Source organism: Ruegeria sp. CDSC079, from assembly GCF_059610505.1.
Genome location: NZ_JBXWNT010000003.1, coordinates 96,264 through 110,062, shown reverse-complemented (window position 1 = coordinate 110,062; position 13,799 = coordinate 96,264). Strand labels below are relative to the sequence as shown.

Genomic DNA, 13,799 nt, shown 5'->3' with positions numbered 1-13,799 from the left:
CTGCGCTTCTGCCGCGTCTCAACAAATTGAACCGAAAGCGGCGAGGGTCTCAAGCCGCTACTGAAAGGGAGCAGTATGGGCAGGATACGGGATTTTCAGCGCATCTGCCCCGGTTCGTGGCTATACAATAGTCAAGACACTCGTTAAGGGGCTGTCTTTACCCATGGATGATGCATTGATTGCAATACCGCACAATCCCATCTCCTGACCGATGAAAAGAACCACCGCTGTGAAACAAACCATTGCAAATGCGCTGGCTCGCAAGGGCTATGACACCTTAACCCAAGTTCAGCAGGCTGTAACCCGGCCCGAACTGGAGGGGAAGGATATGCTGGTTTCGGCCCAAACCGGATCGGGTAAAACCATCGGATTCGGTCTGGCGATTGCGCCGCGACTTCTGGGTGACGCTGAGACTTTCGAAACCTCGGGCGCACCGCTGGCACTTGTTGTAGCACCAACAAGGGAACTGGCGCTGCAGGTCAAGCGTGAACTGAGCTGGTTGTTCGCCGATGCGGGCGCGTTTCTGGCGTCCTGCGTGGGAGGCATGGATATTCGGGATGAACGTCGCGCGTTGGCGCGTGGCGCGCATATTGTTGTAGCTACTCCGGGACGGCTGCGGGATCATATCATGCGGGGCTCGATCGACCTGACGGCCATTCGCGCCGTGGTTCTTGATGAGGCCGACGAGATGTTGGATCTCGGGTTCCGAGAGGATCTGGAATTCATTCTGGATGAAACACCATCAGACCGTCAGACTTTGCTGTTTTCTGCCACTGTCCCACGTGCGATTGCCAATCTGGCGACACGGTATCAGCGCGATGCAGAACGTGTGAGCACCGTCAGCGAAAAGACGCAGCACGCCGATATTGATTATCGTGCTATGATGGTCGGCCCGCGCGACGGCGAGAATGCAATTATCAATGTGTTGCGCTATTATGAGGCGCCGAACGCCATCGTGTTCTGCAATACCCGCGCGATGGTGTCACGTCTGACCGCGCGCCTGTCAAACCGGGGCTTTTCGGTCGTCGCCCTATCCGGAGAATTGACCCAGAGCGAACGCTCGAACGCCTTGCAGGCCATGCGCGATGGGCGCGCCAGGGTCTGTGTGGCAACGGATGTTGCCGCCCGCGGTATTGATTTGCCTAACCTTGATTTGGTGGTCCATGCGGAACTGCCAAACAGCCATGAAACACTGCTGCACCGCTCGGGTCGAACAGGCCGGGCCGGACGCAAGGGCGTTAGCGCACTAGTGGTTGCACCCGCGTCGCGGAAAAAGGCGGAACGTATTCTGAAATTCGCCAAGCTGACCGCCGATTGGGGGACAGCCCCGTCAGCCGAAGAGGTGACCGAACGCGATCAGGTGAGGATGTTCGCATCAGATGACTGGCAAGCAGAGATCACGGAAAGTGAACGCGCAGCAGTTCAGAAAATGGTAGAAAGCTTTACCCCTGAGCAGATTGCAGCAGCTTACCTGCGGCAGTACAAGCTGCGTCATTCCGCGCCAGAAGAGTTGTCGACGGTCGATCAGCAAAGCCAGAAACCGCGCGCGGCCTTTGGCCCCAGCGTCTGGTTTTCGCTGTCCGAGGGGCGCAATCAAAATGCGTCGCCGCGTTATATGCTGCCGATGATCTGCAAGTCAGGCAATCTGACGAAGGATGACATTGGGGCCATCCGGATTGCCGATGATGTGACCTATTTCGAGATACGTGAGCCCAGCGTCGAAGGGTTTCTGACAGCCGTTGGGCCCGAGATGAAGATCGAAAAGGTCAAGAATCTCGTGCGTCTGGACACGGCACCGGACTTTGCTGAAACTGGCCGGACCAAGCCCATCGGAAAGCAAAGAGGCAAACCGATTACGAGCAAACGAGATACGACTCCGACCGAACGGAGCAGCACTGCAACTTATGGACGTCGCAAGCCTGAATCCGAGGGCCGGGCACCTTCCAGCCCTGCAGAACGTCCCACAAGGGCCGTCAAATCAGCCAAAGTAGAACGCCAGCGTGCTTCGAAAGACGAGGCAGATGCCTTGTTCAAACCGGTTGGTGCAAAGCCAAAGGCACGTAAGGGCGGTAAATCTGAAGCCAAAGGCGGCGATATCAAATCTGCCCGAACAGCATCAAAGGGTCCACCTCCACCCAAAGGTAAGTCAAGCAGCAAGAAGAACCGAGCGCGAGTCGCAGCGGCCAAATCTACAAAAGGTGGCGATTCTGTCCCGAAACGGCGGAAGACTTAGCCTGCATTCCATTCCGAACCTGGTTTTTTGGCTTTGGGCATTACCTTTAAGGGACAATGGAAGGCATGGGCGAAAGAAACCGCTCCATCACGACCAGGATCGGACTATCCCCCACAATGTACCTTTGGTTCACGGGTCGAGATTGTGTGAGAGGCTCACCATGGAGAGCCGACAAGCCTATCCAGTAGCTGTACCACGCGGGTAGCAGAGATGCTGGTGGAAACCATTAGGCAGAGGTTCTTTCGTATTCGTTTGATACTAGAAAGTTTAGCAAACTTCACATCAGAACGAGGAAAGCTTCGCGGACAGGTCGAAACCCATGTCTGTAATTGTCGAGAGGCAGATGTAACTGCCTCTCGACAAATTGAACCACAATGGCTGCCTATCTGTTGAGGAACTCCATTTCGTACTTATCCTCAACATCGGGCACTGGATGCTCAGCGTGAAGCGACGAGACAATACCATAGATCATGAATAACAAGATCACAGCGATTGGTAGCCCTGCGACGATGGACGCTGTCTGTAGCGCGCTCAACCCACCGGCCAGCATTAGGACACCGGCAACAACGCCTGCGGTAATACCCCAAAACACACGGAACTTGATTGGCGGATGCTCGTCACCCATCGACAGCATTGTGCACATCACCAGTGTCCCCGAGTCAGAAGACGTGACAAACCACGAAATCAGCAGAACCGTAATCAACACTGTGATCGGGTACACCAACCATGTGTAGCCAAATCCTTTGACCGTTTGGAATACGCCAGCGGCGTAGTCATTGTTGACCGCCTCGACGACACCTGCGTCGTAGAACAGATCAACCCCGGCTGCTGCGCCACCAAAGACACCCATCCAGAGCATCACGACTGAGGTTGGAATAAGAAGAACGCAATAGCAGAATTGCTTGATCGTCCGCCCCTTTGATACCCGCGCAATGAACAGTCCAACAAACGGGCACCATGCGATCCACCAGCCCCAGTAAAAGATCGTCCACCAGCTCTGCCATTGGTTTTCGGGCTCACCGTTGATCCAGAAACCCATGGGTATCACCGTCCAGAGGTAATCTCCAAATCCGGATATGGTTATGCCCAACAGGAATGCCGTGGGTCCCAGAATGATGAACAGGAGCAGCAGGCCAATACTTGCCATAACGTTGGCTTCAGACAAGATACGCACGCCTTTGCCAACACCCGATGCAGCAGAAGCCGTGCCAAGACAGGTGATGATTGCGACGAGGATCAACTGATTTGTCTGGGTGTTTGCCATCCAGCCAAGATCCTCAAGACCGGCGGCGATTGGTGTGACGCCCAACCCCAATGAGGTTGCGAGGCCAAAGATTGTACCAAATACGCCAATCAGATCGACGAGATGACCCCAGGGACCATAGATCCGTTCCTTCAGCACAGGATAAAGAGCGGTGCGCAAAGTCAGAGGAAGCCCATGGCGGTACGAGAAATATGCAAGGCAGAGGCCAACCAGCACATAAAGAGCCCAACCGTGGAAACCCCAGTGGAAATTCGTGATCGTTACTGCAGAAACCGCGGCGTCAACCGAACCTGGTTCAATTCCCGCCCGTTCAAGGAATGGGCTGCCCTGGATATGGAACATCGGCTCTGCAACGCCCCAATAGATCAGACCAGATCCCAAGCCCGCACTAAACAGCATGCAAATCCATGAAAACGTTGAAAAATCAGGCTCGTCATCATCCTTGCCCAGCTTCACGTGTCCGAACCGGCTGATCATAAGCCATATTACAAAAAACAGTGCCGCGTTAACGACCAGTACATAGAACCAGTCCAGGCTACCGATGATGAAGTTTTTACCTGTCGCAAAGATCGCACTTGAAGCTTCAACATCACGGATCGTGAAGAACACAAACCCCAATATCATCACCATCGAAGCGATACCCATCGTCGGATTCATACCTTTGAACAAGCCGCTCTTTGCTACAAGATTGTCAGGTTTCTGTGTTGATTGATCACTCATTTTGCACCTCTTAGACCTGTTGTTCCGGCTTACCGTGTTGAACCCGCAGCGCCCTGACGGGCGGAGGTTGCGAGCCAGGACTGGAACGCTTCTTCCAGGCGCCCGTGGTTGGTGGCCCACCACTCGGCGTCCGACAGAATGTAAAGATTGTCTTCATACGCCGGACCGTTCGGGATGCGCTCCAAAACGTCATCTGACAGGAGTGTCATCGAAGATTTTCGGGTTGGACCATTTGGCAGGTGCCCGACCATATCGGCCAGCGAATTTGAGCTGCTTGCAAAGCGAATAAAATCAATGGCCTCTTCTTTATTCTGGCTTCCTTTTGGAATGCCGAACAGATCCAGCTCAATCACACGGCCGTCCATGTTGACCGTAAAATCGGAACCATCTTCCTGGGCGGCCGTTGCACCGGTAGTGGCCCAAATCGATGACATAGCAATGTCGCCAGAGTTCAACAGGCGTACGGGTTCGCGCCCGGTTTCCCAGATTTGCAGGCCGGTTTTTATGTCGTCCATCTTTTTCAGCGCGCGCTCAACACCTTCTTCGGTTTCGAGCGTTGGATACACATCATCGCGGGCTACGCCGTCGGCCATAAGGGCCCATTCCATGATCACTGTCGGATCATTTCGGATGGCACGTGGCCCAGGATAGGTTTCTGTGTCGAAGAAATCCGAAATGGTTGATGGAGGCGTTTCTGCGAATTGAGAATTGTTATACGCATATGCGGTGCCCCATACGATGACTCCTACGCCACAATCATTCAGGGCACCTTCGACAAAATCCTCGCGAAATGGTGTACCATCGACGCCATCAGGCAGTTCTATGTCAGATATGTTTTCCAGCAAGCCCTCTTCGCAGGCGCGCAGTGAATCTGCTTGCGTAAGGTCGACCACATCCCAAATCACATTTGCGCTTTCGACCTGATCGCGGATTTCCGAGATGCCACCATTGTAATGTGCAACATGCACATCGGCGTTTTTGGCTTGCTCATAAGGGCGCACAAACCCAAGCATCTGACTTCGCATGTAAGGGCCGGTCCAGGATGTGAAGGTGATGGACGGCCCGGGCTCTGGGATTGTGGTTTCGCTCTCAGAGTTACTTTGCGCCATCGCATTACTCAAAGAGAGAGTAGAAAACAGCGCAGCTATCATTATCCGACAGCCCCTGACCGCCTTTAGCCTATAGTATATCATCAAATTCCTCCCTAGTCGCTTCTAATTTTGTATAAGCGCTTTGTTTGGGTCGTCCTCCTGGTCAATTCCCAGCACATTCAGCAAGAATACATCAAATTCACCCTGATGATCAGCAATAATCAAAAATTGCGAAAGCTAAATACGACTATTCCGCCAGACAGAGCGACAGATTTGGCAGAGCGACCAAGAAACAAGGCTTGCGGTTACAGGCTGTTTTCCAGAAGCCAGCGATACAGAGAAACCGGTTCCTGTTCATCGACCACAGTTAATTACGGACCTGATCTTGGGGCTATCTCACCTTCGACGAAAGAGCCTCAGGGGCGTGCGCGGGCGCTGGAATGACGACGCCCACGGGCGTAAAGTTGATGTTTTTTCTCAAAATCTTGATGTGTCATCGCAATAAATCTGACCGACAGATCGCCAAATTGAATGCACACACAGCGTTTCAAACACGCTCAACCGAAAGGGACCAAGAAATGAAAAAGGCACTGATTTCCTCCGTCACCGCGTTCGCCATTGTTCTGAGTGCTGGAATGTCCATGGCGCACCCGTTGGATGGCTACGACCACCAAACTTCCAAAGCGGCTGGCCCTGGCTTCCATTTGAACTCAGAACTATCGAGTTCCGACCCTTGTGATTCATGCACTGATGCATGGGGATGAACTTTAACAGCGGATGCTTTGGACTGCGTTTGAGACGATGAGCTTCCGCTTTCTTGCCCCAGCCTGCAATGTTAACCGATTTGCACATCCTGAGGTCGACCTAAGCGGTTCGAGCACTGCCCGGAGATTGGCCCGTCCAAGTCTTGTAGGCATTGCTAAACGCCGCTTGATCAGAATAACCAAGTGCAAAAGCAATCTCAGACAGACTTAGCTTGGGGTCATCAAGATACTGCTCTGCCAGCCTTGCACGGATGTCCTTTAGCAGTTGTTTGTAAGTTGTGCCTTCCTTGGCAAGTTTGCGCCCAAGTGTGCTGATGCTCATCCCCAGTGTCTTCGCGATATCATCTTGTGTTGGAGCGCTAAAAGACAGTCGCGACGTTATCTCGCTCTGCACCAAAGAACTTGTTTCACCTATTACTGGCGGTAAATCGTTCATCAACGTTTGCACATGTTTTTCAAGGTGCAGAAGCAATGCGGGATCCGTATCTTTGATCGGGATATCCATCACTGCTTTATCGAACAAGATACCGGGAACTCTTTGTTTCTGCTTGATATTGACTGACAATGCACTGGAGATTTGGGTCCGCTTTTCTTCGGTCAATTCATGCGGAAAGCGTAGTTCAAGGACTGGCAAGGGCGTCTCAGCCGCAATTTGAAGGCTGGTCAAAAAAGCAGACATTCGAAACTCATTGTGAGCTCCATCAGAACGCATCAGTTCAGCGATGGAATCTATCTCCAGAAACATGCCACGTTCTTCTTCATAGAAGGACAGTTTGGCAAAGCCCCGAGCCAAGCGAGCATAGTTCACTGCCTTCTCGATTGCCTCGCCAACGGTCGGAGAGTTCAAAACGACATAGCTGAGGAGTGTAGTCTTTCTGGGGTTGAAGGTTTTTCCCGCAGTGATCGCAAACAGGGGGTCTCGGGTCTCTTGCACTGCAAACTCCAAGAGGCGGAGCTCATTGCGAACATCAACAAAATCCGGCGGAGTTTTGTGACAATCAACGGGTAAGTTGGTCGATCTCAGAAGCGCAACAATATCTGAACCACGGTTTTCCAGAAGCCTGGCTAAGTGATGCACACCAAAACCTGGAACATTCCAAGATTGGCCGTCAGAACTCACCTTGTCCTCTTTCATGCTCATATGCCGCCCGAGACTGAAGTACCCTGCTAATCAGGGCGTTTTGTGTTTTAGGTAACAATACGCAGGGTCCAAAAGCCATGCCAAGAAATCGTTTAAGTGCTGCCACAAGGCAGGCAGTAGCGACCCAACACAGGGCAACCAAAGCCCACTCTTCCTTAGCTTAATCTCCTGCCGGCTGGTCCGACGAATAGGCGTAGCTCTATGCAGCTACGTTGGTCGACCTATCCGCGGCTTGGCAACTTGAAAGAAAATGCCAAAAAACTGAGCTCTTCTCACAATATCCAAAGCTGTCGCGTTCCTAGGTTTGAAATGTATCGGCAACTTAAGGAGATAAAGAATGGAACGTATTAACATCATCAAAAAGCTCATTGTTGCACCAACCCTGGTGATTGCCCTGTCCACCGGAATGGCCATGGCAGAGCCGGGCCACCACTCGGGTACTGGCGCCCATATCACTCAGACTGGGATGTCTCGGAACGCCACGCCTGAAACAACGGAATTCCCAACCGTTACCGGAAAAATTGTTAACCGAATAACAAACCTTTCCCCGTTGGAGGCGGCGCAAAATGTGGGAACATCCCAGGATTCTACGACTGTTACCGGGAAGATTGTTAACCTCATAGCAAACCTCTCGCCGCTTGAAACGACGCAGAATGTTGGAACATCCCACTGGATCGGAAGCAGCGACGGCGTTGCCGCCAACAATACAATAAACATCAATTCGGATGCCCAATTTATCGACCATGTGCCCACAGAAAACCAAGGCGGCATGGATTCCCCAGCTCCATAGTGTCACCGCGGGGCGTTTAGACAAGTTGAGGACCAACCTTCGCCCCGCATTACAGCCATTTGTTAGCCAGCAAAACCTAGGCATACTTTTTTGCTGTTTGGGGCTCACCGCACGAGGGACGACACATAGACCGGCGAAACTTCTGTAAAGGTTCGAAAAGAACTTCATCGATCAGCTTGGGCCTTGCGTATGTCCGCTCAAAAGTCCCAACTGCAAAAGGGCTCCGACCGGCCTTGCAATTTGATACAATTTATCTTGCCCCGACGCGCCTCCGGCGATGATCGTTGTCTCAACTTTACCTGATGGCGCGACAGAGGTTTCTAGAGGCTCGCAGAGCCTCATTCCTTGCGCCGAGCCGTTTCAACGCTTCATTGTAGGCCAACCAGTTCGTCATTTTGACTTCGTGGGGGTAAAGCTGCTCATACCACACAGCTATCACCTTGGATTCATGCAGTGAATTCCCAGACCAATTTGTGCGAAAAAGTAGGTAAATTGGTCAAACAGCAAAAAATCTCTGCAGTTGAAACCTTGCTTTATTGGTCGGAGTGAGAGGATTCGAACCTCCGGCCCCTGCCTCCCGAAGGAACGGGCCTGACTTTAACCCATTGTAATTATTGTAATGTACTATCATTTCACTGTTCCTTTGTTCACGTTTGTACCGATCTATATCCGGAAATGATCTGGATATCAGATTGCATCCGCCGCTCCTCTCTGGTGATCAGGGTGATGATGCCCATAGTTCTTCTCAAGCGTTTCGTGGGTCATACCCAGGAAGCCGCAGGCGTCCCACTTGGGCGCCCCCTTTTGCATTAGCCAGGTCGCACAGGTGTGCCGCAGAGTGTGTGGAACGACTTTTCGGTCCCCCTCGGTCTCCAAGTCTGCCGCCACAACGGCAGTCCTAAATGCGCGTTTGACGTTCTGCAGTGACTTGCCGCGATGGGTGACTACGAATTCGTCTACCGGAAACCGCCTTCGTCGGCATAGCAGGTGCTTCTTCAGACGCGCAGGCAGCCTAGAACTCGGGCGTTCCTTTTTCGTGCGGCGCCGTCCAACGGGGTTCCAGTAGATGATGTTGCTATGAAAATCGATATCAGACCAGCGCAAGGATAGGATCGCCTCCTTTCGCTGGCCGGTCAGCAATCCGATCCTAAGAAACAGAGTCAGGTGCTCAGTCTTTGACTCGGTCGGCACGCCATCCTCCAGAGGCGTATCGAAGCTCCGCGATACCCGGATTAGCCTTAGCGCTTCATCACATGTCAGGAATCGGATACGACCCTCGGGTTTCGGAGGTAGTCGGACCGTTATTTTGCGCGTGATTAGCTGATCTTCCTCGGCACGCCGGATAGCAGTGGAGAGCAAACTGAGCTCCCTTCGCAAGGTGCCGTCCTTCAGCCCCTTGTCTCGACGGCTCTTCCGGCGTTTCTGGCAGTATTCTTTAATGAGCACATCGTTGATATCGCCCACGGCATAGCCATCAAAAAACCTGATGATTGGCTTTGCTGCATTGGCTAAACGCTCCGGGTCAGTAACGTCGTCAAATCGCTTCGCCAGATAGTGCGAAACTGCGTCAGTCACATAGAATTCGTGTGGCTCGACCGCGCGATCCGGCCTGAAGCGCCTTAGCTTCCATTCTGCGAAGTAGAGTTCAGCCTGGTCGCGATCCCCAGTGCCAGTCGAGTGCTCACGGCTGCGTCCCCCTTCGGTCCAGTAGATGTACCAATTGCCATCGGCGAGGCGTTTTCGGTCGCGTGCAAGGCGGGGCGGGGTCGGTTTGCGGGGCATGCTTTCACCGTAAATTGATCGAGGTATCGTTCCCACGCACCATTGGGAATCTTGGGGTTTCGTCGGCCTGGGGCTGTATAAATATGATCCAGCATGTCTTCGCGGATTAGATAGCGAACGTTTGAAACGGGGATGCCCACTCGTTCAGCTAATTCCCTTGGTGTCTCGAGAATTTTTTGCAATTTCAACTCCTCAATGACTGCACACATATCGAGGCAAAATTTTCGTTTTGCGTTCAGATCGAAACAAAACTACGATAATGCTACCTAAAACGAACTAAATGCCTCTATGAGCGGTTACATTGAATAGAGATAACCATAATCGTGGTCAATGCAACCACAAAAAGGTACATCATGACTGTTCCTGACCTAGGGGTGCGCCTTGCGGCTGTCCGAACCGAGGCGCGTCTGTCACAAGAAGAAATGGCGCAACGACTTAGCATCAGTCGAAGTGCATATCAGTACTATGAACGTGGCCAACGCGACCTAACCGCCACCCTACTTCTGAAGGTTTATGAAGAATTCGATGTCGATCCGCTCTGGATGCTCGAAGGGGACACTGCTGAAGGCAAAAGCCGCCGACATTCGGAAATGGCGCATGCCTATCGTAAACTTGGAATCGCAGTTGAGCACAGAATAATTAATCGCGGCCTTGTTGTAGCACCCGAAAAGAAATGGGACGCTATAGATTTTCTTTTCAAAGAAGCTCTGAGCCCCGAAACGATTGAGGGCCTTAACCAAGTGCCCGATATAGCCAGAATTGACACCATCTTAAGGTTAGTCGCTTGATGTTAGAGAACGAAGTTTTGCGAAAAGCCGAGCAATTGAGGCCGCGCAAAGTGGGCGTGTTGGGCAAGGTAGATAGCATCCTAGAAGAGACCCAACTTGATGCACCGTACCAACCTGGAAGCTCCAACGGAGTTAGGCCGACTAGAGGTTGCCCGAATGCCACGGAATGTGAGGCCTGCGGAGGGATTGAGTATCTTTCTAGAGAGTTTTGTCGTTGCGGCCATTATTTACGTGGCCAACTAGAAGACGAGTACTTGTCATGGGTGCGTAGGCTGGAGCATGAGGTTGAAGAAATATCTACGGATTATTTGCAGAAGCAGAAGAAGTTGAAAAAAGGTTTGATGCTTACAATTCTTCTTCTCACCCCTCCGATAGCCGTTCAAGTTACCAGCCCAGATCTACTAGGGCTTTTCGCGTACCTTTGGATACTAGCCGGGCTTGTTGTTGTGTGTATTCTTGCGTTTATAGAAGCAAGACTTGCGCGCCCAACCAATGATGCTACTGAATTTCTGCAAAACTCCTCTCTCCAAGTCTATCTGGAACACAGAAATCTAATCTTGAACTCAAGTCCGGATGCTTCTGGATAGACTGGTTCCCTCAAAAGTATGATGGAAGCATGAGTTTTAGTTCTATCGATTTATTTGCAGACTGCTGCGGCCTTTCGCTCGGGCTTAGGATTTGCATTCCCTGGAACTTGTACTTCAACATTTGGTTGCAGCGCGTGTTTGTCCTGTTAGGATCATTGAAAATAAGAGATTTTTTCAGGCTAATATTCAGCGCCTCGACAGGCTCGTTGAGCCCGTTCCTGCCGTTTAGCGAGAGTCGGTCTTTCGCATATGCGGTAGGTCAAAAACCGCACATTCCGGACGTTCAAATTCCAGTGTCGGATGGCAAGGCTGCGGGACTTTGCTGCCCTACATGATGACCGATCAAACGTCTGCTTTTGCAGTGCTTTAGAAACATCGTGACACAATCGTTCAGTAATCAAGGGCACTGTGACCGCGGGGATTCACTCTTTAGACTCTTGATCTGACGCCTCGTCCGGCCAACCAGAAAGGAAAAACTGCCAGGTCGCGATGGTCCCAATCGCGCCAAACAGAATGGCCCAGAACAAGTTCCCGGTTACAAGCTCCAAGATCGCCCATCCAACGCTCAAGAGTGTGACGGCAACCCGCCGCCAGAGCGGAAGAAAGAAGGGTACGCGAAGTTCGAACATGTTCATCCGGGGATCACTCCAACGATGTGGAACACGCGATGTTAGACCTCTGGCATGATAGTTGCGCCGGTAAATGCAATCAACTAACGTCCTTCCCCACGGTTACATGTCTCAAGTTCTGTGCACACCATTGACCGTTGCGATTGTCGACGGTGCACGCAGCCAATATTTGATTCCTCGGCATCGTAGCGCACAGCTCCGGCAGCCACACCACGATGTCATTCGCTGTCACTTCACAACGTCTACCTTGCTTCTGTTTAGCGAAATAGCGATTGCAGCAATCAGCAAAACACCCAAGGCGACCTGGCTCCACGAAGGGGGTACGCCCGCGATTGTCAGCCCATTGCGGACGATTGTCAGGGTCAATGCCCCGATGATTGTTTTGACCACACTGCCATAGCCACCTGTCAGCGGCGTACCACCAAGCGCAACCGCAGCAATTGCGTCGAGCTCAATCATCAGACCCGCCTGGGGCGTCGCCGCTCCTGCCCTTGCCAGGTTGACGCAAGCCGCCAATCCCACCATCAGCCCTGCAGCGGCAAAGACCTTGATCTTGAACGTCGTGACATTGATGCCGACCAGGCGGAGAACCTTCTCGTTGCCTCCAACGGCTCGCAACTGTTGACCAAAAACAGTCCTCTCATAAAAGGCCCACATAAACAGCGCGACAATCGCCGCGAGGATGAAGATCGCGGGGAATTTGCCCATCGACAGAAGCCAAGGTGCTGCGACAGACGAGATGTTGGTGCCGCCTGACACGCTATCGTCCGTTATATAAATCGCCGTGCCGTCTGATGCGATAATCACAACGGCGCGCACGATGATCAGCATTGCCAATGTTGTCACAAATGATGGGATCTTGAGCAGTGAAATAATCAGGCCGTTGACCATGCCAACAAGGCCACCTGCGACAATTCCCAGGATCAAGCCCACATCCCCGAACCAGAGCATTCCAAGTGCACCCAGAAACGCCGAAAATGCCAGGCTTGACCCGATGGAGATATCAATTGAACCAGTTGTCACGATCATCAACTGCGCGAATGCCAGTAACATCAAGACAGGCGTTTGCTGCGCAATGAACGTCCAGTTGCGCATCGACATGAAGCGGTCGCCCGAGATCGCCCAGAACAACAAGATTACCAGAACAATGGCAATGAAAGGCACATAGTCTCGCAACATTTCGGCGCGTTTGGGCGTCAGGAATGGGCGGGAGGCGGTTGTTTCGGTCATGTCGTTCTCCTCATTCGCCGAGAGTTATGGCCTTCACGAGCCGGTCCGAGGTAATCTCGTCGCGTTTGAATTCGCGCGATGTGACCCCGTGATGGGTCACTACGATACGGTCAGCCAGGCGGCGCACCTGATCGAGATTGTGGCTTACCAAAAGGAATGACGTGCCCTGCTTGTCGCGCACATCCTCAACCAATCGCTCAACTTCCGCCGTTTCATTCGGTCCAAGTGCGGCGGTCGGTTCGTCAAGGATTACGATGTCGCTCCCCCAGGCAATTGCGCGCCCGATCGCGATACTTTGTTGTTGTCCTCCGGACATGGAGGAGATTGGTTGCGACAGATCCTGAACGGTGGTGACATTGAGCTGCGCGAGGGCTTCACGGGTTTTTTCGCGCATCTTTCGTTCATCCACAAAAATCCCCCATTTGCGGGGGATGCGCCCCAGAAACAGGTTGTAGGGCGCCGTCATATTGGGAACCAGTGCCAGATCCTGATAAACGACTTCGATCCCGCATTCCTGCATATGCGAAACACTGTGCTCAGCCCGGGATACTTCCTTGCCATTGATGATGATCTGTCCGCCGTCCGGAACATGGGCCCCAGCCACAACCTTCATCAACGTTGATTTTCCGGCACCATTTCCGCCCACGATCGCGACAACTTCACCGCGATGAAGATCAAAGGAGCCGTCACGCAATGCCTGGACACCACCAAATGACTTCGAAACGTGTTTCACCGAAAGAAGAGGTTGAGCCGTCTGGTCATTCATAGTGGGTTCTCCTT

11 protein-coding genes are annotated in these 13,799 nt (G+C 52.4%); 4 read left to right on the top strand and 7 right to left on the bottom strand.

The window, feature by feature from the left end; all coding sequences use genetic code 11:
• Positions 1–211 precede the first annotated feature (211 nt).
• Positions 212–2,233 (top strand): DEAD/DEAH box helicase, encoded by a 2,022-nt coding sequence (locus AC2FIC_RS06390; protein WP_496691574.1) that lies wholly within the window; start codon positions 212–214, stop codon positions 2,231–2,233.
• Positions 2,234–2,615: 382 nt separating this feature from the next.
• Here AC2FIC_RS06390 and AC2FIC_RS06385 read toward each other — a convergent pair whose 3' ends face one another.
• The 3 genes from AC2FIC_RS06385 to AC2FIC_RS06375 form a co-directional block, all read right to left on the bottom strand.
• Positions 2,616–4,217 carry a BCCT family transporter gene (locus AC2FIC_RS06385; RefSeq protein ID WP_496691575.1) on the bottom strand — a complete coding sequence of 534 codons (1,602 nt, stop codon included), beginning with the start codon at positions 4,215–4,217 and terminating at the stop codon, positions 2,616–2,618.
• 29 nt (positions 4,218–4,246) lie between these two features.
• A complete protein-coding gene (locus AC2FIC_RS06380) occupies positions 4,247–5,326 on the bottom strand; it encodes an extracellular solute-binding protein (RefSeq protein ID WP_185956670.1) in 1,080 nt (359 codons plus the stop codon).
• 846 nt (positions 5,327–6,172) lie between these two features.
• Positions 6,173–7,207, bottom strand: coding sequence for an AraC family transcriptional regulator ligand-binding domain-containing protein (locus AC2FIC_RS06375; protein ID WP_496870051.1), 1,035 nt, complete (start codon positions 7,205–7,207; stop codon positions 6,173–6,175).
• Between the two features lie 343 nt (positions 7,208–7,550).
• Here AC2FIC_RS06375 and AC2FIC_RS06370 point away from each other — a divergent pair, with 343 nt between their 5' ends.
• On the top strand, positions 7,551–8,003 hold the full coding sequence (locus AC2FIC_RS06370) for a hypothetical protein (protein WP_496691577.1): 453 nt from the start codon (positions 7,551–7,553) through the stop codon (positions 8,001–8,003).
• 687 nt (positions 8,004–8,690) lie between these two features.
• On the opposite strand, the gene AC2FIC_RS06365 is transcribed toward AC2FIC_RS06370, so the two are convergent.
• On the bottom strand, positions 8,691–9,785 hold the full coding sequence (locus AC2FIC_RS06365) for a tyrosine-type recombinase/integrase (RefSeq protein WP_496676957.1): 1,095 nt from the start codon (positions 9,783–9,785) through the stop codon (positions 8,691–8,693).
• A 353-nt stretch (positions 9,786–10,138) separates the two neighbouring features.
• On the opposite strand from AC2FIC_RS06365, the gene AC2FIC_RS06360 reads away from it, so the two are divergent.
• Both AC2FIC_RS06360 and AC2FIC_RS06355 read left to right on the top strand, forming a co-directional pair.
• A complete protein-coding gene (locus AC2FIC_RS06360; protein WP_131726293.1) occupies positions 10,139–10,573 on the top strand; it encodes a helix-turn-helix domain-containing protein in 435 nt (144 codons plus the stop codon).
• Positions 10,573–11,160, top strand: coding sequence for a hypothetical protein (locus tag AC2FIC_RS06355; protein ID WP_058281576.1), 588 nt, complete (start codon positions 10,573–10,575; stop codon positions 11,158–11,160). Before AC2FIC_RS06360 ends, AC2FIC_RS06355 begins: the two co-directional genes overlap by 1 nt.
• Positions 11,161–11,582: 422 nt before the next feature.
• On the opposite strand, the gene AC2FIC_RS06350 is transcribed toward AC2FIC_RS06355, so the two are convergent.
• The 3 genes from AC2FIC_RS06350 to AC2FIC_RS06340 all read right to left on the bottom strand — a co-directional run bounded on the left by AC2FIC_RS06350 (position 11,583) and on the right by AC2FIC_RS06340 (position 13,785).
• Complete coding sequence (locus AC2FIC_RS06350) at positions 11,583–11,789, bottom strand: hypothetical protein (protein ID WP_496676962.1); 207 nt, start codon at positions 11,787–11,789, stop codon at positions 11,583–11,585.
• Between the two features lie 228 nt (positions 11,790–12,017).
• Positions 12,018–13,019 (bottom strand): ABC transporter permease, encoded by a 1,002-nt coding sequence (locus AC2FIC_RS06345; protein ID WP_299664546.1) that lies wholly within the window; start codon positions 13,017–13,019, stop codon positions 12,018–12,020.
• A 10-nt stretch (positions 13,020–13,029) separates the two neighbouring features.
• A complete protein-coding gene (locus AC2FIC_RS06340) occupies positions 13,030–13,785 on the bottom strand; it encodes an ATP-binding cassette domain-containing protein (RefSeq protein WP_299664544.1) in 756 nt (251 codons plus the stop codon).
• Between the last annotated feature and the right edge of the window lie 14 nt (positions 13,786–13,799).